Source organism: Streptomyces flavalbus, from assembly GCF_042674625.1.
GTDB lineage: Bacteria > Actinomycetota > Actinomycetes > Streptomycetales > Streptomycetaceae > Streptomyces > Streptomyces flavalbus.
This window is the reverse complement of sequence record NZ_JBHTEB010000001.1, coordinates 4,583,876-4,601,428: the sequence shown is the minus strand read 5'-3', so window position 1 is coordinate 4,601,428 and position 17,553 is coordinate 4,583,876. Positions and strand designations below refer to the sequence as shown.

Genomic DNA, 17,553 nt, shown 5'->3' with positions numbered 1-17,553 from the left:
GGACCCGTATGGCCCGGTTCGGTGAGTGGCTGCGCGAGGGCGTGTGGGAGATCCCGCTGCGCCGCTATCTGGCGCTGCTGCTGTCCGCGGCGCTGGTCGCGGGGGTCGCGTTCGGGGTGCGGGCGCTGACCCGGGAGGACCGCTCCTGCGCCCCCGGTGTCGAGCGGCCCGAGGACGGCGACGACTGCGTGGGCGTGTCGACGACGGCGTACGACTTCGGGCGGCCGGAGTTCACCGACACGATCCGCGCGATCGACCGGGAGAACCGCTCCCTGAAGCCGGACAGCTACGTCACGATCGCCATGCTGGCGCCGTTCACGGCGTCCGACCGGGACAACGTCAACGACACGCTGCACGAGTTGCAGGGCGCCTACCTGGCGCAGTACCAGGCCAACCACGAGTCCAACGGGCAGACCCCGCAGATCCGGCTGGTGCTCGCCAACTCGGGCGCGGACGGCTCGCACTGGGAGCGCACGGTGGCGCGGCTGGTGGAGATGACCAAGGGTCCGGACCGGCTGCGGGCGGTGACGGGGGTCGGGTCGAGCACCGAGAACAACAAGCGGGCGGTGGCCGAGCTGACCCGGCTGCGGGTGCCGGTGGTGGGCAGTTCCATCACCGCCGACGACCTGGCCAACGACCAGGACGGCGTGGACCCGTTCCCGGGTCTGGCGCGGGTCTCCCCGACCAACACCGACGAGGCGCGGGCGCTGACGTCGTTCGCCCGGGTGAAGGCCGGTAGGGCGCTGCTGGTGTACGACAAGCCCGGTGACCCGTACACGACGACGTTGCAGCGGTCGTTCGAGCGGCTGCTTGAGGGTTCGCCGTACGAGCCGCAGCCGTTCACGCCGCCGGACGACCGCAGCCAGGAGGGGACGACCGCCAACACGTTCCGGCAGATCACGCACCTGGTGTGCGACACCTCACGGGACACCGACACGATCCTGTTCGCCGGGCGGCACACGCAGTTGCGGCAGTTCATCAACGCGCTCGGCGGGCGCGGCTGCCAGGACCGCGCGTTCACCGTGCTCACCGGCGACGAGGCGTCCTACCTCACCGGTGACGAGGACCTGGACCGCTCGGCCCTGAAGCGGAACATCGCGGTGCGGTACACCGCGCTCGCGCACCCGGACGCCTGGGAGCACGACCCGGCGCAGACCGGCGGCTCGGTCGGGGACGCGCGGGAGCTGGAGCGGCTGCTGACGAACAGCGAACGGAAGCCCATCGGGCCGATCGGCCCGGTCGTCCTGGAGGACGGCCAGTTGATCATCGCCTACGACGCCATGCGGCTCGCCGTGCACGGCGTCCGCCAGGCGACCCCGGAGGGCCGCACGAACCCGCCGCTGGCCGACGTGGGCCTGCAGTGGCCGCAGGTGAAGGGCTCGCTGCGGGTCAACGGGGCCAGCGGCTGGATCTGCCTGGACGTGCACGGCAACCCGTACGACAAGGCCGTACCGATCGTGGAGCTGACGAGCGAGGGCCGGGCCCGGTTCGTACGGATCGCCTGGCCGGAGGGGAAGCCACCGGGGAAGGAGTGCCTGCCGCCGTCGTAGGCACTACCCCACGGACTCGATCAGTCGTTCGAATATGGCCCGCCAGGCCGCTTCCGACTCCCCGTCCCCCCGGAACTCCCGTGTGAAGCGCAGCGCGCACCCCGCGTCACCGTCCCGTTCCAGGTGGAAGCGGAGTCGGCCGCCGTCCTCCAACGTGTACTCGGCGACACGGTCCACGTCCCACGCGGTGACCTGCCCGGCCCCCACGCCACGGAGACTGACCGCGCCGCCCAGCCGGGGTTCGAGCACGTCGGCCGGGGTGAACCAGGCCGCGAGCCCCTCCGGGGTGGCGAACGCGGGCCAGACCCCCTCCATGGACCGCGGAAGCCGGACCAAGAAGTGCAGGATGCGGGTGTTCCCGTGGGTCTGGCTGGTGCCCTGTTCGACAGAACCGGTCATGACTCCAGCCTGACCCCTGAGAGCACCAGGCGCACACCCTCACGGGCGGCCCTTCGGGGTACGGCGGTCAGAAACCGGCGGACTGGAGAACGCCCAGGCCGACGTCGGCGTAGGAGTGCTTGCCGGAGACGAAGATGTTGACGCCGTAGTAGTTGAACAGCCAGCAGGCGAAGGCGAGCAGGGCCAGGTAGGCGGCCTTGCGGCCCTTCCAGCCCGCGGTGGCGCGGGCGTGCAGGTAACCGGCGTAGGCGACCCAGGTGATGAACGACCAGGTCTCCTTGGGGTCCCAGCCCCAGTAGCGGCCCCAGGCGTCACCGGCCCAGATGGCGCCCGCGATGATCGTGAACGTCCACAGCGGGAAGACGGCGGCGTTGACCCGGTAGGAGAACTTGTCCAGCGAGGCCGCGGCGGGCAGCCGCTCCAGGAACGACCGCGCGAACTGGCCGGGCTGGCCACCGCTGGCGAGCTTGTTCTCGTAGGAGTCGCGGAACAGGTAGAGGACCGTGCCGACCGCGCCGACGTAGAAGACGGCGCCGCACAGGATCGCGGTGGAGACGTGGATCCACAGCCAGTACGAGTGCAGGGCGGGAACCAACTGGTCGCTGTCGGTGTACAGGACAGTGACGGCGAGACCGAGGTCGAGGAGGACGCTCGTGGTCAGGAAGAGCCCCAGCCAGCGGACGTTCATCTTCAGCGCCAGCAGCAGGAGGTACACCCCGACGGCGGTGGTGGAGAAGGTGATGTTGAACTCGTACATGTTGCCCCACGGCGCCCGCTGCACCGAGAGGGCCCGGGTGAGCACCCCGCCGAACTCCAGGGCGAAGGCGAGCACGGTGAGCGAGATGGCGATACGGCCGTAGAGGTCGCCCTGCTGGTCCCCGCCGTGCGCCCCCGGCCCGTCGGGCACGTCCCGCGCGCCGCCCGTCGCCCGGACGACGACCTGGGGCCGTTCCAGTACGGCGGTGCCGCCCGCCGCCGTGCGCGCGGTGACGGCCGGGGCCTTCGCCGCGCTGTCGGTGGCGGTGGTGGTGAGCGCGGCGGCCGTGCGGCCGACCTTGCTGCGGCTGCCGAAGAGCCACTCCGCGATGTAGGCGAGGAAGGCCAGGGTGTAGACGGCCATCGAGGAGTAGATCAGCGTGTTGCTGATGTTGGCGAGGTTCTCGTTGGTCGCGGCGGCGAGAGTCACTTCTCAGCCCCTTCGGCAGGCACAGCGGCGGTGGAGTGGGTGGTCGGGTCGGTCTCTTGCTCTTGCTCTTGCTCTTGCTCGGGTGCTGCTGGGCTGGGCGCGTCCTGGTAGAGCAGTCCGGCGAGGTCACCGAGTTCCTCGGGCACCTTCGCGGACTCGCTGCGGCCGAGACCGGCCATCTCCACCACGGTCACCCCGTCGGCGCCCCGCACCGCCCGCACCCAGACCCGGCGGCGCTGGACGAACAGGGAGGCGGACAGGCCCAGGATCGCGGCGACGGCACCGCCGAGCGCCCAGCCGCTGGCGGGCTGCTTGGCGATCTGGAAACCGGCCCACTCCTGCACGCCGTCGAAGGTGATGGAGCCCTGCCCGCCGGGCAGTTCCATGGTCTCGCCGATCTTCAGCCGCTGCTTGGACAGCTGCCCGTCGGCGTCCTTGAACTCCTTGAGGTGGGTCTTGTCGAGCTGGTAGACGCTCTGCGGGATGCCGGAGTCCACGCCGAGGTCGCCGTGGAAGGCGTTCAGCGCCAGCCGCGGGTTCAGCAGCGCCGGGAACTGCGACAGCATCGTGCCGCTGCCCTCCCCGGCGAAGGTCGGCACGAAGAACGCCTGGAAGCCGAGCTGCTCCCGCTCGCCCCGGGCGTTGCGGTAGCCGTCCATGACCTTGATGGCGCCGGTGGAGGTGATGTTGCCGTCCTGCGGCAGCAGGGCCACGGCCTCCTTGTCGAGGACGACCTTGCCGGAGGCGTCCCGGACGGTGACGATCGGGGCGTAGCCGTGGCTGACGAGGTAGACCTTGGAGCCGCCGATGTCGAGCGGCTCGTTGACCTTGACGGTGGTCTCCTTCTCCTCGCCGTAGGCGCCGACGCTGTAGGTGAGGTGGGCCTCGAAGGTGCGGGCGGTGCCGCGGTTGGGGCCGGAGGGCTCGTAGGTGCCGCGGAAGTCCATGAGCTGGAAGCTGAAGGCGTCCAGGTCGTCCTGGGTGAAGAGGTTGCCGGACTTGAAGTCGTCGTACTGGGTGAGGGTGTTGGCGAACCCGTCGCCCTCAAGCACCAGCTTGTTGCCCTCGTACTTGAAGAGCTGGCCCCAGGCGAAGGCGACCAGCATCACGATCAGCGCGAGGTGGAAGAGGAGGTTGCCGACCTCGCGCAGGTAGCCCTTCTCGGCGGCGACCGCGTCCCCGGCCACATGGGCGCGGAACCGGCGCTTGCCCAGCAGGGCGAGGGCCCTTTCCCGAATCTGCTCGGGGTCGGCGTCGGTGCGCCAGGTGGTGTAGGCGGGCAGCCGGGTCAGACGGCGGGGGGCGCCGGGCGGACGGCCGCGGAGCTGGCCGACGAACTGCCAGGTGCGCGGGATGATGCAGCCGATGAGGGAGACGAACAGCAGGATGTAGATCGCGGAGAACCACACCGAGCTGTAGACGTGGAACAGGCCGAGCTTGTCGTAGAGCGGCGCGAGCGTGTCGTGCCGTCGCCGGAAGTCCGCGACCTGGGTGGCGTCGACGCCGGTCTGCGGGATCAGCGAGCCGGGGATGGCCGCCAGCGACAGCAGCAGGAGCAGCAGCAGCGCGACCCGCATGGAGGTGAGCTGCCGCCAGAACCAGCGGGCCCAGCCGACGGCGCCGAGGGAGGGCAGGTTGGGCAGCTCCTCGCGCGGGGCGGTGGAGAGCTGGGAACCGGCGGCGCCGAGGTCCTGGTCCTCGGCGGCGGGCGTCGTGGTGTTGGTCATCGATCAGATCCCCACAGTGAAGCCGTTGGACCAGGTCTGCATCTCCTGCACCAGGCGGTCCCAGGCGCCGGTCAGCAACAGCACACCGGTCGCGATCATCATCACGCCGCCGACGCGCATCACCCACACATAGTGGCGCTTGATCCAGCCGAAGGCGCCGAGTGCCTTGCGGAAGGCGACGGCGGCGAGCACGAAGGGCACCCCGAGGCCGACGCAGTAGGCGACGGTCAGCAGGGCCCCGCGGCCCGCGCTGGCCTGGTTGAGGGCGAGCGCCTGCACCGAGGCGAGGGTCGGCCCGATGCAGGGCGTCCAGCCGATGCCGAAGAGCGCGCCGAGGACGGGGGCGCCGACGAGCCCGGCGACCGGCCGCCGGTGGAAGCGGAACTCGCGCTGGGTGAGCCAGGGCATCAGCCCCATGAAGAAGACGCCCATGGCGATCATGAGCACGCCGAGCACCTTGGACAGCACGCTGTGCTGCTCCTGCAACTCCTGCCCGAAGAACCCGAACAGCGCTCCGCCCGAGACGAAGACGGCGGTGAAGCCGAGCACGAACAGGGAGGCGCCGAGCGCCATCCGGCCCCGCCGGGCGTCGGCCAGGTCGGTGCCGCTGACGCCGGTGACGTAGGAGAGGTAGCCGGGGACGAGCGGCAGCACGCAGGGCGAGAAGAAGGAGACGAGGCCGCCGAGGACGGCGATGGGCAGGGCGAGCAGCAGCGCCCCGTTGAGGACGGTGTCGTTGGTTCCGGTGGCGGCGAGCGCCGTGAGTCCGGTCACAGCCACGTCTCCGGTCACAGCCACGTCACTTCTCCGCCAGGACCGGGTCGAGCATCTCGCGCAGCTTCTTCTCGCTGAGCGCCTGGAGGGTGCGCGCGGCGATCTTGCCGTCCCGGTCGAGGACGAGCGTGGAGGGGATCGCCTGCGGGTTGAGGGTGCCCTTCTCGAAGCGGAGCATCAGCTTGCCGGTCGGGTCGTAGAGGCTCGGGTACGTGATCCCGAACTCCTCCTCGAAGGCGCGGGCCTTGCTGGTGTTGCCGTCGCGGGTGTTGATGCCGACGAACTCGACGCCCTGGGCCTTGGTGTCGTCGTAGACGGTCTGGAGGTTCTCGGCCTCGGCGCGGCAGGGCGAGCACCAGGAGCCCCAGATGTTCAGGACGACGACCTTGCCCTTGAGGTCGGCGACGTCGAGCCGCCCGCCCTCGACCGTCTCGCCGGACAGGTCGGGCGCGGCGGTGCGGTCGCCCTTGGCCACCGTGTCGATGCCGTCGGACCCGGCGACGAAGCCGGTGCCACCACCGCCGCCCGAGGTGCCCCCGGAGGTGCAGGAGGTGAGGGCGAGTGCCGCGGCTGCCGCACCGGCGGCGAACAGGGTGACGCGGCGGCGGGTGCGGCGTGGGCGGTTCGAGCGCTGGGGGGCGCGGCTGGCGGCACTCATGTGAAAAGTTTCGCATGTCGGTTCTGGGGATCTTGGGCACCCCCCTGGGACCGAAGGACCCCTTGCGTGAGCCCTGGTCTACAGGCTCCGCCACCCCGCCGCGGGCGCCTGCCCGACCTCCAGCGTGCGGAGCTTGTCGAGCACCTCGGGCCGCTGCGCGTCCAGCCAGTCCACGAACTGCCGGAAGGAGACGAGCCGTACGTCCTCGCCCTTCTCCTTCTCCCTCGCCATGTACGTCAGGGCCTCCTCGACGGCGTCCATGTAGATGCCGCCGTTCCACTGCTCGAAGTGGTTGCCGATGAAGAAGGGTGCCCGATTGGTCTCGTACGCCCGCTTGAAGCCGGATATGTACGACTGGGTGGCCTGCTCCCGCCAGCCCGGGTAGTTGTGGGCGGGGGCGTTGGTGGAGTTGATGGACTGGTTGGCGAGGATGTTGTAGTCCATCGAGAGCACCTCGAAGGTGTGTTCGGGGAAAGGTATCTGCTGCAACGGCAGGTCCCAGAGCCCTGCCCGCTTCACGGGCCACACCTGGCGTCCGCCGGGCGAGGAGGCGTCGTAGCGCCAGCCCAGTTCGCGGGCGGTGGGCAGCAGGTTGTCCTGGCCGAGCAGACAGGGCGCGCGCCCGCCGACGAGTTCCTTGTCGTAGTCGAAGGGCAGCGACTCGATCTCGGTCCACCCGGTGTTGGTCCGCCACTCCTTGACGAAGGACTTCGCCTGCTCGATCTCGCTGCGCCACTGCGCGGACGTCCAGTTGCCGACCGAGCCGTACCCGGCGCAGAAGTGCCCGTTGAAGTGGGTGCCGATCTCGTGCCCCTCCAGCCAGGCGCGGCGGACGTTCTTCAGGGTGTCCTTGATGTGCGCGTCGGTGAGGTAGCCGATGTCGGAGGCGCCGCGCGGGTTGTTCGGGGGGTCGTAGAGCCGCTTCTTCGACTCGGGGAGCAGGTAGATCCCCGAGAGGAAGAAGGTCATGGCCGCCCCGTGCTCCTTGGCGAGGTCGAGGAAGCGCGGGAAGAGCCCGTTGCCGACCTCACCGGCGCCGTCCCAGGAGAAGACGACGAACTGCGGCGGCTTCTGACCGGGCTCCAGCGGCTCGGGCGCGGGCGGCTGGTGGGGCTGCCTGCCGCTGTGGGAGGTGGAACCGTCACCGAGGGGCCGGGCGGTGACCCCGGTCGACCCCTTCCCCTTGTTCCGCGAACCGGACCCGGCCCCGGAACCGGAACCGGCCCCCGCCCCGTCTGACGACCTGAGGCTGCCACAGCCCGCGAGCCCGGCGGCGGCAGCCCCCGCACCGATCCCGATGAGTCCCCGTCGGGTGAAGTTGCGCATGGCGTCCCCGTCCGTCGCATTCCGTACTGGTCACACAGTCAGATGAATGCGACGAACGGAAGGTTTCCCGGGATTCGCGAAGATTCCGCAACGAATGTCACAAACCGGTACGGGAACGCCTTGCGGCCCCCTCAGGCTCCGAACGCCTTGTCCTTCCCCTTCACCGGCTTGGCCCCGGCGAGAAGATGGGCGGGCACCAGGTCTCGGGCGGGCTCGGTGTAGCCGACGGAGACGATCCGGTCACCCTCGTAGGTGAACGTCGTCAGCGAGGCGAGCGTGCACTGCCGCTTGCGCGGGTCGTGCCACAGCCGCCGCTTCTCGACGTACGACCGCAGGATCCAGATCGGTAGCTGATGGCTGACCAGCACGGCCTCGTGCCCGCGCGCCTGGTCCCTCGCGGCGTCCAGCGCGCCCATCATCCGCACCACCTGGTCGACGTACGGCTCGCCCCAGGACGGCTTGAACGGGTTGACGAGGTGCTTCCAGTTCTCGGGCCGCCGCAGCGCGCCGTCCCCCACCCCGAAGGTCTTGCCCTGGAAGACGTTCTCGGCCTCGATGAGCCGCGCGTCGGTGGCGAGGTCGAGCCCGTGCGCCTTGGCGATCGGCGTGGCCGTCTCCTGCGCCCGCTCCAGCGGCGAGGCGACGACGTACGTCACGTCCCGGCTGGCGAGGTGCTCGGCGACCCGGTCGGCCATCCGCCGCCCCAGCTCGGACAGGTGGTACCCGGGCAGCCGCCCGTAGAGCACCCCGTCCGGGTTGGCGACCTCACCGTGCCGCATGACGTGTACGACGGTGATCTCCCGCGTCTGGTCGCTCATGCCGTGGCCTCCGCGGCGGCGCGGGCGGCGGCGGGCAGGGCGTCGGCGATCCGCTGCACGGCCCGCTCGTCATGGGCCGTGGACACGAACCACGACTCGAACGACGAGGGCGGCAGATAGACCCCGTTCGCGAGCAGCGAGTGGAAGAAGGCGGTGAACCGGAACGACTCCTGCGCCTTGGCGTCCTCGTAGTCGCGCACCGGCCGGTCGGTGAAGAACACGGAGAACATGTTGGAGGCGTTCTGGAGGGTGTGCGCGACACCTTCCTTGCTGAGCGCCTCGGTCACCAGCGCCTGGATCTGCGCGGAGACGGCGTTGACCTGCTCGTAGGCGGCGTCGTCGAGCAGCCGCAACTGCGCGAGCCCGGCGGCGGTGGCGACGGGGTTCCCGGACAAGGTGCCCGCCTGGTACACGGCCGGCCGGAGCGAGGAAGGCCATCACGTCGGCCCGCCCCCCGAAGGCGGCGGCGGGGAACCCCCCGCCCATGACCTTCCCGAAGGTCATGAGGTCGGGCCGCACCCCGTCGACCCCGAACCACCCGCTCCGACTGGTCCGGAACCCGGTCATGACCTCATCGGAGATGAACAGGGCACCGTTCTCCGCACACAGGTCCTTGAGCCCCTGGTTGAACCCGGGCAGCGGCGGTACGACGCCCATGTTGCCCGGCGACGCCTCGGTGATCACGCAGGCGATCTCACCGGGGTGCGCCTGGAACGCGGCGCGCACGGCGTCGAGGTCGTTGTACGGCAGCACGATCGTGTCGCCCGCCTGCGCGCCGGTGACGCCCGGCGTGTCCGGCAGCGCGAAGGTGGCGACCCCGGACCCGGCGGCGGCGAGCAGCGCGTCGACGTGCCCGTGGTAGCACCCGGCGAACTTGACCACCTTGGCCCGCCCGGTGAACCCGCGGGCGAGCCGGATGGCGGACATGGTCGCTTCTGTCCCGCTGGAGACGAGCCGCACCTGCTCCACGGGCTCGATCCGCGCGACGATCTCCTCGGCGAGCGCCACCTCACCCTCGCCGGGCGTCCCGAAGGACGTACCGCGCTCCACCGCCTCCCGCGCCGCGGCGACCACCTCGGGGTGCGAGTGCCCGAGGATCATGGGCCCCCAGGAACACACCAGGTCGACGTACTCGCGCCCGTCCGCGTCGGTCAGGTACGGACCGGTGCCGGACACCATGAACCGGGGCGTACCGCCCACCGCGCGGAAGGCGCGCACCGGGGAGTTCACGCCGCCGGGCGTGACGACGGCCGCACGGTCGAATAGAGCCTGCGAGACAGGCGCGTCGTATGAATAGGGGGCTTCGCTCATGACCTGCGACTTCTCCGACTTCTCGGACTCCGTTGACGGGGACCTCCTCAGGGTAGGCCAGCGGCAGGTCGGCCACGGGAGGGAATATGTCTGATCAATCCACCGCTATCTGCGAGACTGAGACCGAGACTGAGACCTGATACACACAGCTCGTACGGGCTGCCACGATCCCGCTGACAGGTGTTTCCACGCGCCACGTTTCGGCGGGCAGCCGTGGGGGAGGTCACTGACACGATGATCGGGTTGCGCGGCGGGCGCCACGCGTCCTAGAAAAGCAGTCGGGTGGAGATATGCATCGCGGTGGCGGACTGGGCGAGGGGACTGACGACCTGGGTCCTCGACGTGCCCGGCGGGGAAGGCACCGACGCGACGCGGAGGAAACAACCGAACCACGCCGGACACCGGACGTCCCGGGGGTTCCCGGCGTACCGAGTGAGCGCAGGAATGGTGGTCGGGTGGGGGTGACGTACAAGTACTTCGGCGCACCGGACGGCGCCACCGCGGCCCGCGTCCCGATCTCGATGCGCCCCGAGGAACTCGGCGGCGACGAGCTGGGCATGAACGGCATGTTCACCAAGATCAAGCCGGAGACGATGGCCGCGATGGTCCTCACCGGCATCGAAGGCGTCCCCCTCCACAAGGTCCCCCCGCTGGAACTGGTCGTCCTCCACCCCGACTACGCCGTCGTCAAACTCCCCATGACCGTCGTCGACCCCCTGCGCGGCATCGGCGAGGAGGCGGTCGGCGCGGCGGCCTTCATCTGGTCAACGGTCCCGGACCGGGGCGGGCCGCGGGACGCGTTCAACGTGTACCAACTGCTGCACGAGTGGCAGGACTTCAGCCATCGGCTGCACGAGGCGGGGCATCAGCCGTACTGCCTGGTGTGGCCCTGATCTTGGGTTTCGTGAGGGCCGGGCGGGGCTGTGGGCGGCGTTCCGACCAGTCCCTCAGCGGTTCGTCGTACGTCCTCGCGTTCCTCGCGTCGGTGACGGCTGGCTCAGGAGGGCAGCGCCCACTGTGGGCCGTCCGGGTTTCCGAGCCACACAGCCTGCTGGTCGCGGGAGACGGTCACGCCGAACGCCGTGGTGTTCGGTGAGCCGTACTCCTCCCAGGTGGCCACCGCCGACTCAACCGCGTCCCACAGGCGGCGGGGGCCGCCCTGCCTGACCTGCCAGCCGCCGTCCGTGGGAGCGAGGACCGCGAAGGAATCGGCAACGCTGTCCAGTAGAAACGTGCTGACCGGGCCGCCGCCGACCGCCATCGAGAAGAAGCGGGCGTCCGGCGCCGCGAGCTGCGCCATGAAGGCCGACCCGGAGCTGGTGAGCAGTTCTGGCCCGCGTACGGCTCTCCGTACCGTCCCGTCGTCGGGGACCGGCACCATGCCCAGGCTCTCCGGTGCGTCCTGCTGGCGGGCGATCATAAAGCTCGGGCCGTCCTCGCTGAACCAGCCGCTCGCGCTGTCACCGGTGACGATGAGCTTGACCAGGCCGAGGGAGCGCATCCAGCCGCGGAGGGTGGTGAGGATGACGCCGCCGGGCCGGACCTGTTCCAGCCAGGCGGGCGGGATGTTGCGGAAGCCACACGTGGCGACCAGCCGGTCGTACGGGGCTCCGTCGGGGTGGCCGACGCGGCCGTCCCCCACCAGTAGGTGAGGGGTGTGACCGGATGCGGTGAGAGCTTCGCGGGCTCGTCGGGCCACGCCCTCGTCCGTCTCGATCGAGGTCACGTTCTCGCTGCCAAGCCGGTGGCACATCAGTGCTGTCGAGTAACCGGTTCCGGTGCCGATCTCCAGCACGTCCATGCCGTCCTGCACATCCAGGTCTTCGAGCATCCGGACCACTAGACTCGGCAACGTCGACGACGAGGTCGGGGTCGCGTTGCTGATCGGCTTCGGGTCGGTCCAGTCGATGTCCCGGCCGTCGAACTGGGTCATCCAGGTCTCGTCGGTGTAGACGAGCCGGAGCCACTCCTCCTTGGCGACCGTCTCCGGTGTGACCGGCTCCCAGGTGGTGACGCCCGGGCGTGGCTCTCCCGGTAGAAGCGCGGAACGAACCTGTGGCGGGGCACGGCCTCCACAGCGGCCCGCCACTGCGGCGAGCGCAGCCAGCCGCCCTTCTCCAGTTGGCGGGCGAGCCGACAGCGGAGATCGGCCGCGACCGTCTCGATGTCAGTTTCACTAGCCATGGAGTCCTCCTTCCAGGAGATCAGCGAGTGCGGCAGTCATCGGCAGACCGGTCGGCGGCTCCATCCACGCCCACTGCCCGGAAGGATTGCACTCGATGAAGATCCACTCGCCGCGGTCGGTCAGAGCGAAGTCGAACGCCCCGAAGACGAGCCCGAAGTGCTTCAGATAGGCACGCATAGACCGCTCCACTGCGGGGGGCGCGGCAAGCGGCGTGTATGTGTGAGTGCCGTAGTCCGTACGCCAGTCGAGGAGACCGGAGTCGATCCGCACGGCAAAGATCTGCTCGCCGATCACAGTCACCCGGATATCGGCAACCTTGTCCAACCGCTTCTGGAAAAGGTGCATGGTGCCAGATACGCAGTCGTCGATCTCGTCAGCGGTCACCTCGGCCACGGGGACGGTCTGGGCCTTGCCCTCTACCAGGTAGAGCGGAACCGAGATCGGCTTGAAGATGACCGGGCCGTGCGCCCTGATGAAGGCCGCTGCGTCGTCGGGAACGTTGGTGATCAGCGTCGGCGGAAGCGTGAAGCCGACCGCCGCCGCTGCCGCGAGCCCGGCTGGCTTGTACTCCGCGTCGCCGATGCGATGGGGGTGGTTGACGTAAAGGCAGCCCGGCAGAGAGGTCAGGATGCCGCCGAGCCCGTAGCGCGCTTGGGCCACGGCGAATCGCTCGTCCTGCTTGTCGAGATGGGGGAAGGCGAACCCGGAGGGACGCCGGTAGTACACGGAACGCACCGCGCCCAGGTCGGCATGTCGGCTGGGGGTCTGCACGCTTCCCCGCCACCGGTCGGTACCACCGATGGTGGCCGAACACGACAGAGTGGCGGGGAAGTCACCGGAGTCGAACCGCACGACCGGGACACCCCGGTCGTACAGCTCTGCGATCACGAAGTCCGCGGTCGGGTCGTCGAGGTTGGTGACGACCAGGACCGGACGATCGTCGTTCGTCACCAGAGTCACTGGCCGGTGTCGTTCCCCGTATCGCTGTCCGGGGAGTCGCTGTTGCGGTCGCCCTGGCCCGTGGTACCGGTCGCGGGATTCGTGCCGGAGGACGTGCCGTGGCCCGGAGACATGGTGGGTGCCCCGGAGCTGTCGAAGTACTGGCCGGTCTGAGTCTCCGGATCCAGCGTCACCCTCGCGTAGGCGGGACCCTCGACGGGTGGGTACGGGGCGATGCGACGCAGAGCCCACGGGGCGGCGGTCAGATGCCCCTGTGGCAGCGGGCTGCCCGTGGGAAAACGGTCCATGTGGTTGAACACGGTCTTCCTTCCTGTCGGATGTTCTTGTTCTTCGTCTGACGGCGCGGATCTCACCGAGAGCCAGTGCCATCTCGGGCGAAGCCGCACAAGGTCGGTGTTCCCCGCACGCGTCCAGGAACGGGTCGTGGACAACCCCACCGAGGGCGGGAGCCGTAAGGAGACACGCGAGATCAGCATGTGGTCGGCACCCTCAGCTCCGCCCAGACGACCTTGCCCCAACGATGGAGGTCGTAGCCCCACCGCCAGCTCAGCGACTCGACCAGGAGCAGGCCACGGCCGCCCTCGGAATCGCCTTCAGGACAGGCCGGTTCGGGGGTGTCTCGGCACTTGTCGGCGACGCCGATCCGAATCACCTCGGCCGTCTCACGCCGGATCACCACGCGGACCACGCGACACGGCGTATGGCTGACGGCATTGCTGACCAGCTCCGAAACGATCAGAGTGCCCGCCTCGGCCAACTCGCCTATGCCCCAGGTGTCCAGAGCCGCGGAGACAAGCAGACGTGCGCGGCGCGCGGACTCCGGCTCGCACGGCATCCTCTCGGTGTAGCCCGGGACACCGGTCACTGTTGGTTTGGCGGCGGTCATGGTCAAGGGGTCATCCCTCCGAGGCTGGCACGCCCGCCCCCGACGGGTGCGCGGGGACGGGCTTTCCTCCACGCCATCGAGAGGCAGAAAGTGGAATCTCGCCCGCTCAACGGCTGGTACCGAGTCAACGGCCCTTGGCCGTCGGCGAACAGGAAAGGTCGCGCCCCGCTGTACCTACGCGAACCGGAAGACTTTACGCTCCGGTGACCTCAGGTCTGGTTCGGTCAGTGACCACACGGCTACGGTCGGTCCATGGGAGCGAACGCCATCCTGAAGAGCCGGATGGAGGAACTCGGGCTCACTCAGGAAGAATTAGCCGGTCGGATGAACGCTGCGCTGGCAGAGATCACCGGCAGGCCCGGTGACGTCTCCGACCGCACAGTCCGCAACCTCCTCAACGGGACCTGCCGCCGCCCCATCGGACGTACCTGTGTGGCACTGGAGAGGGTGTTCGAGTGCCCTGTCGAGGACTTAGGGTTCACGGCGCCACGCACCATGCAGCATCCGCAGGAGGACCCCGTGCGGCGCCGCTCCTTCATCGCCTCTGCCACCGGAACCGCAGCCGCGGCGGTTCCCTTGATGGCGCAACGCCGTACGGTCGGCATGTCGGACGTGGCACGGGTCGCTGCCGGAATGAACGCCCTAGTCGAAGCTGACGACCGCCAGGGCGGGCATACCGAACTGGAAAGGGCTGCCGTCCAGGGCCGCGACGGCGCGCTGGAGCTACAACAGCGGAACGCCAGTGAACGCGTCCGCCGAGCCCTGTACGCCTTGGCCTCCGAATACACCGCCATAGCCGCCTGGTCCTGCGTCGACGCCCGTAACCTGGACCAGGCGCAGAGGTACCTGAACGAATCCGCCACCTACGCCGGGCTCTCTCAGGACGGCCCCACGGAGGCGCGGGTATGGGTCACCATGTCGATGCTCGCCTCCCAGCGTCGCAACTGGCCCGAAGCCCTCGCGGCAGCGCAGGTTGCACAAGCCTCCTCGGCCGCTCGTAGAGATCCGTTCTTCGACTCGCTGGGGCGGGTTCGAGCCGCGCTGGCGTACGCGGCCCTCGGCGAGGGGCGTGACGCCCTGCGGCATCTCGGGTCCGCCCAGGACACCTTCGCCAGGGCGCCCGCATACGAGCGCCCCCGCTGGACGGCCTTCTACGGGCAGGCCGAACTCGACCACCTCGGTGCGATCGTCCACAACCGCAGTGGACGCCATGCCCACGCAGAGGCGATGGCGCACCGTGCACTGGCCAGGATTCCGCCCGTCTTCCGCCGCAACCGGGCGTTGGCGACCGCTCAACTCGCCTTAGCGCAACTCCACCAAGGAGATATCGAACAGGCCACGGCCACCGCTGCCGCAGTCTTCTCCATCATGGACGGCGCCCCCCTCCCCGGACGTATGCGCACGCTCATCGGCGACTTCCACCGCGACCTGCTCGTCCTGGCCCCCTCCACCACGTACGCACGCGAATGGGCAGACCGCCTACGTGCCGATTGGAGCTGAACGTGATCGACCTGCGTCACTTCCAGCACGGAAACCTCCCCGAGAGCTTTCGGCAACTGCTCATCGACATACACGATGACGCCTACGCCGACGCCATGGACGACCCTTTCAACCAACGTTTCCCCTGGTTCGTCGACCACTGGTCAGGCATGGAGGGCTTCACATGCGTCGTGGCGTACGACGGAGATGAGCCGACCGGCTTCGCCTACGGCGGCCCGCTCACCCCCGGCCGCGAGTGGTGGCGATCCACCGACTACGAGCCGAACAACGGCTACACCTCCACCTACGCGGTGTCCGAGCTCATGGTGCGGCCTCATTGGCGCAAAAAGGGCGTCTCCGAACGCCTCCACGAAGCACTGCTGAAGGAACGCACAGAGGACCTCGCTGTACTCCTGGTCGACGTGACCCACCCCAAGGTGCAGGCGCTCTACGAATCGTGGGGATACACCAAGGTCGGCGAGCAGCGGCCATTCGCCGACGCTCCACTGCTCGCCGTCATGATCAAGGACCTCCGAAGCTGACCGCTCTCCGTGGCCACCACCAAGGCCGCCCAGACTTCGGGGTCATCCAGGGTCACGGCGACGACGAGGACTCCGAAGGAGGCCGGGGCACATGGAGCTGGGTGGGGGTGGCCCGTCGTCATTGTCCTCCTCGGCTTCCTCACGCGCGGGCGGTCCCCGTCATGCCCCCTCGGCGGTGAGGCGGCCGATGGCTCGGATGACCTGGCGGCGGGTGGCCAGGCGGCGGGCGAGGAAGGCCATCACCCGGTTCATGCGGCCCGCGATGACGCTGGGCGGCGGGTTCCTGCGGTCCAGGGCGGTCAGCGCGGTGCGGACGACGTCGACGGGTGAGGCGAGCCTGGTCCCTCCGGCGGCCTGTGGGGTGCCCACGACGTCGAAGAACTCGGTCCGGGTCGCGCCGGGGGACAGGGCCAGCACCCGCAGACCGGTACCGCGCGACTCCTCCCACAGCGCCTCGGTGAGGCTGAGCACGAACGCCTTGGTCGCCCCGTAGAGCGCCATGCGCGGGTTGGGCTGGTAGGCGGCCATGCTCGCCACGTTGACCAGTACCCCGCGGCCCGCGGTGCGCAGTGGGTCGATGAAGGCGCGGCTGATGTCGGCGACCGCGGTCACGTCGACCGCGATCTCCCGGCGCAGCCGGTCCGGGTCGGCCTGGTGGAAGGGGCCGAAGGTGGCGAACCCGGCGTTGTTGACCAGGCTCGTGACGTGCTGGCCGAGCTGGGCCACCCGCGCGGCCAGCGCCTGCCCGGGGTGTTCCGTGGCCAGGTCCATCTCGATCACGTGCACCTGGATGCGGTGCTGTGGGCGCAGTTCGGTGGCCAGCTCCTCCAGGCGGTCCCTGCGGCGGGCGACCAGCACCAGGTCGGAGCCGCGGGCGGCGAGCTGGCGGGCGAACTCGGCGCCGAGGCCCGCGCTGGCCCCGGTGATGAGGGTGGTCTGTCCGTGGTAGTCGACGGCGGGCATATTGATCCTTCTTTCAGTCGCTGCCTTCCTGGCAGTTAATGCCAAGTAGGCGGTCGCTGTCCAGAGGGGTAGCCTGATGTCCATGACGACCTTGTGGGACCGTTCGCGGCAGGTCGCCGTCCAGGCGATCCTGGATACAGCGGTACGCCTGTTCGCCGAGCAGGGCTACGAGCGGACGACGATCGCGCAGATCGCGCGGGAGGCGGGGATCTCGCAGCGCTCCCTGTTCCGCTACTTCGGGACGAAGGAGGACCTGGTCTGCGGCGACCAGGAGGCGCTGGGCGAACTGCTGAAACGGACCGTCGAGCGGCAACCGGCCGACGTGTCCGCCTGGGACGCCCTGCGCACCGGCTTCGAGGCCATCCTCACCGCCAACCACCCCCCTGAGCGTGCGCTGGAGCTGTCCCGCCTCATCTTCGCCACGCCCTCGCTGCACGCCCGCTACATCGAGAAACGACTGCGCTGGCAGGCCGAACTCGTCCCCGTCGTCCGGGCGCGACTGGGCCACGATCCCGGCCACCCGGCCTCCGAGACGCAGGCCAGGGCGATCGTCGCGACGGTCTTCGCCTGCGTCGACACGGCAACCGGACTCTGGGCCGAACACGACGGACGACTCGACCTGGCGGACCTCTACGACCAGTGCCTCACGGCGGTGCGGGGTCCCGAACCCCAGTGACCGCCCTTTGCGACCAGCCGGGTGCGGTTGCGAACGTTCCCGACCACGCCCGGGCCCGTGGCGAGGTAGACCGTGCCAGCTTCGGGGCTCCGATCAGACCGGCGAACCGGTGG

Annotated in this window: 17 protein-coding genes and 1 pseudogene; 5 read left to right on the top strand and 13 right to left on the bottom strand. The window is 69.6% G+C overall.

Annotated features, from left to right (window positions below; translation table 11 throughout):
* Positions 1-8: 8 nt before the first annotated feature.
* Positions 9-1,550, top strand: a complete 1,542-nt coding sequence (locus ACFQZ6_RS20755) for a hypothetical protein (RefSeq protein WP_381611311.1) — start codon at positions 9-11, stop codon at positions 1,548-1,550.
* A gap of 3 nt (positions 1,551-1,553) precedes the next feature.
* Here ACFQZ6_RS20755 and ACFQZ6_RS20750 read toward each other — a convergent pair whose 3' ends face one another.
* The 8 genes and pseudogenes from ACFQZ6_RS20750 to hemL form a co-directional block, all read right to left on the bottom strand.
* A complete protein-coding gene (locus ACFQZ6_RS20750) occupies positions 1,554-1,949 on the bottom strand; it encodes a hypothetical protein (RefSeq protein WP_381611309.1) in 396 nt (131 codons plus the stop codon).
* Between the two features lie 67 nt (positions 1,950-2,016).
* Entirely contained in the window at positions 2,017-3,135 is a 1,119-nt protein-coding gene (gene ccsB, locus ACFQZ6_RS20745) for a c-type cytochrome biogenesis protein CcsB (RefSeq protein WP_381611307.1), read from the bottom strand.
* A complete protein-coding gene (gene resB, locus ACFQZ6_RS20740) occupies positions 3,132-4,862 on the bottom strand; it encodes a cytochrome c biogenesis protein ResB (protein ID WP_381611305.1) in 1,731 nt (576 codons plus the stop codon). The genes ccsB and resB overlap by 4 nt, the downstream gene beginning before the upstream one ends.
* 3 nt (positions 4,863-4,865) lie before the next feature.
* Positions 4,866-5,636, bottom strand: a complete 771-nt coding sequence (locus ACFQZ6_RS20735) for a cytochrome c biogenesis CcdA family protein (protein ID WP_381611303.1) — start codon at positions 5,634-5,636, stop codon at positions 4,866-4,868.
* 25 nt (positions 5,637-5,661) lie between these two features.
* On the bottom strand, positions 5,662-6,294 hold the full coding sequence (locus tag ACFQZ6_RS20730; protein WP_381611301.1) for a TlpA family protein disulfide reductase: 633 nt from the start codon (positions 6,292-6,294) through the stop codon (positions 5,662-5,664).
* 78 nt (positions 6,295-6,372) lie between these two features.
* Positions 6,373-7,620 (bottom strand): hypothetical protein, encoded by a 1,248-nt coding sequence (locus ACFQZ6_RS20725; RefSeq protein WP_381611299.1) that lies wholly within the window; start codon positions 7,618-7,620, stop codon positions 6,373-6,375.
* Between the two features lie 131 nt (positions 7,621-7,751).
* Positions 7,752-8,438: a histidine phosphatase family protein gene (locus ACFQZ6_RS20720; RefSeq protein WP_381611297.1), complete on the bottom strand. Its 687-nt coding sequence runs from the start codon at positions 8,436-8,438 to the stop codon at positions 7,752-7,754.
* Positions 8,435-9,749, bottom strand: a pseudogene (hemL, locus tag ACFQZ6_RS20715) (glutamate-1-semialdehyde 2,1-aminomutase). The gene ACFQZ6_RS20720 and the pseudogene hemL overlap by 4 nt, the downstream one beginning before the upstream one ends.
* A gap of 290 nt (positions 9,750-10,039) precedes the next feature.
* On the opposite strand from hemL, the gene ACFQZ6_RS20710 reads away from it, so the two are divergent.
* Positions 10,040-10,642 (top strand): hypothetical protein, encoded by a 603-nt coding sequence (locus ACFQZ6_RS20710; protein ID WP_360222879.1) that lies wholly within the window; start codon positions 10,040-10,042, stop codon positions 10,640-10,642.
* 104 nt (positions 10,643-10,746) lie between these two features.
* On the opposite strand, the gene tgmC is transcribed toward ACFQZ6_RS20710, so the two are convergent.
* The 4 genes from tgmC to ACFQZ6_RS20690 all read right to left on the bottom strand — a co-directional run bounded on the left by tgmC (position 10,747) and on the right by ACFQZ6_RS20690 (position 13,780).
* Positions 10,747-11,838 carry an ATP-grasp peptide maturase system methyltransferase gene (gene tgmC / locus ACFQZ6_RS20705; RefSeq protein WP_381611294.1) on the bottom strand — a complete coding sequence of 364 codons (1,092 nt, stop codon included), beginning with the start codon at positions 11,836-11,838 and terminating at the stop codon, positions 10,747-10,749.
* A gap of 87 nt (positions 11,839-11,925) precedes the next feature.
* Positions 11,926-12,885 (bottom strand): ATP-grasp ribosomal peptide maturase, encoded by a 960-nt coding sequence (tgmB, locus tag ACFQZ6_RS20700; protein ID WP_381611292.1) that lies wholly within the window; start codon positions 12,883-12,885, stop codon positions 11,926-11,928.
* Positions 12,886-12,890: 5 nt separating this feature from the next.
* On the bottom strand, positions 12,891-13,193 hold the full coding sequence (tgmA, locus tag ACFQZ6_RS20695; protein ID WP_381611290.1) for a putative ATP-grasp-modified RiPP: 303 nt from the start codon (positions 13,191-13,193) through the stop codon (positions 12,891-12,893).
* Between the two features lie 170 nt (positions 13,194-13,363).
* Positions 13,364-13,780 (bottom strand): ATP-binding protein, encoded by a 417-nt coding sequence (locus tag ACFQZ6_RS20690; protein ID WP_381618496.1) that lies wholly within the window; start codon positions 13,778-13,780, stop codon positions 13,364-13,366.
* A gap of 252 nt (positions 13,781-14,032) precedes the next feature.
* On the opposite strand from ACFQZ6_RS20690, the gene ACFQZ6_RS20685 reads away from it, so the two are divergent.
* Both ACFQZ6_RS20685 and ACFQZ6_RS20680 read left to right on the top strand, forming a co-directional pair.
* The gene (locus tag ACFQZ6_RS20685; protein ID WP_381611289.1) at positions 14,033-15,280 is read left to right on the top strand and encodes a helix-turn-helix domain-containing protein; all 1,248 of its coding nucleotides are present in this window, start codon (positions 14,033-14,035) and stop codon (positions 15,278-15,280) included.
* Positions 15,247-15,801, top strand: coding sequence for a GNAT family N-acetyltransferase (locus ACFQZ6_RS20680; protein ID WP_381611288.1), 555 nt, complete (start codon positions 15,247-15,249; stop codon positions 15,799-15,801). Before ACFQZ6_RS20685 ends, ACFQZ6_RS20680 begins: the two co-directional genes overlap by 34 nt.
* A 159-nt stretch (positions 15,802-15,960) precedes the next feature.
* Here ACFQZ6_RS20680 and ACFQZ6_RS20675 read toward each other — a convergent pair whose 3' ends face one another.
* Complete coding sequence (locus ACFQZ6_RS20675) at positions 15,961-16,764, bottom strand: SDR family NAD(P)-dependent oxidoreductase (protein WP_381611287.1); 804 nt, start codon at positions 16,762-16,764, stop codon at positions 15,961-15,963.
* 82 nt (positions 16,765-16,846) lie between these two features.
* On the opposite strand from ACFQZ6_RS20675, the gene ACFQZ6_RS20670 reads away from it, so the two are divergent.
* A complete protein-coding gene (locus ACFQZ6_RS20670) occupies positions 16,847-17,440 on the top strand; it encodes a TetR/AcrR family transcriptional regulator (RefSeq protein ID WP_381611285.1) in 594 nt (197 codons plus the stop codon).
* The last annotated feature ends 113 nt before the right edge of the window (positions 17,441-17,553 follow it).

What these genes read in the sequence shown, in the direction of transcription:
- ACFQZ6_RS20690 (WP_381618496.1), bottom strand. Translation starts at nt 13,780, where the DNA reads ATGACCGCCGCCAAACCAACAGTGACCGGTGTCCCGGGCTACACCGAG.
- ACFQZ6_RS20670 (WP_381611285.1), top strand. Translation starts at nt 16,847, where the DNA reads ATGACGACCTTGTGGGACCGTTCGCGGCAGGTCGCCGTCCAGGCGATC.
- ACFQZ6_RS20730 (WP_381611301.1), bottom strand. Translation starts at nt 6,294, where the DNA reads ATGAGTGCCGCCAGCCGCGCCCCCCAGCGCTCGAACCGCCCACGCCGC.
- ACFQZ6_RS20755 (WP_381611311.1), top strand. Translation starts at nt 9, where the DNA reads ATGGCCCGGTTCGGTGAGTGGCTGCGCGAGGGCGTGTGGGAGATCCCG.
- ACFQZ6_RS20680 (WP_381611288.1), top strand. Translation starts at nt 15,247, where the DNA reads ATGGGCAGACCGCCTACGTGCCGATTGGAGCTGAACGTGATCGACCTG.
- ACFQZ6_RS20725 (WP_381611299.1), bottom strand. Translation starts at nt 7,620, where the DNA reads ATGCGCAACTTCACCCGACGGGGACTCATCGGGATCGGTGCGGGGGCT.
- ACFQZ6_RS20675 (WP_381611287.1), bottom strand. Translation starts at nt 16,764, where the DNA reads ATGCCCGCCGTCGACTACCACGGACAGACCACCCTCATCACCGGGGCC.
- ACFQZ6_RS20750 (WP_381611309.1), bottom strand. Translation starts at nt 1,949, where the DNA reads ATGACCGGTTCTGTCGAACAGGGCACCAGCCAGACCCACGGGAACACC.
- ACFQZ6_RS20710 (WP_360222879.1), top strand. Translation starts at nt 10,040, where the DNA reads ATGCATCGCGGTGGCGGACTGGGCGAGGGGACTGACGACCTGGGTCCT.
- resB (WP_381611305.1), bottom strand. Translation starts at nt 4,862, where the DNA reads ATGACCAACACCACGACGCCCGCCGCCGAGGACCAGGACCTCGGCGCC.
- ACFQZ6_RS20720 (WP_381611297.1), bottom strand. Translation starts at nt 8,438, where the DNA reads ATGAGCGACCAGACGCGGGAGATCACCGTCGTACACGTCATGCGGCAC.
- ACFQZ6_RS20685 (WP_381611289.1), top strand. Translation starts at nt 14,033, where the DNA reads ATGGGAGCGAACGCCATCCTGAAGAGCCGGATGGAGGAACTCGGGCTC.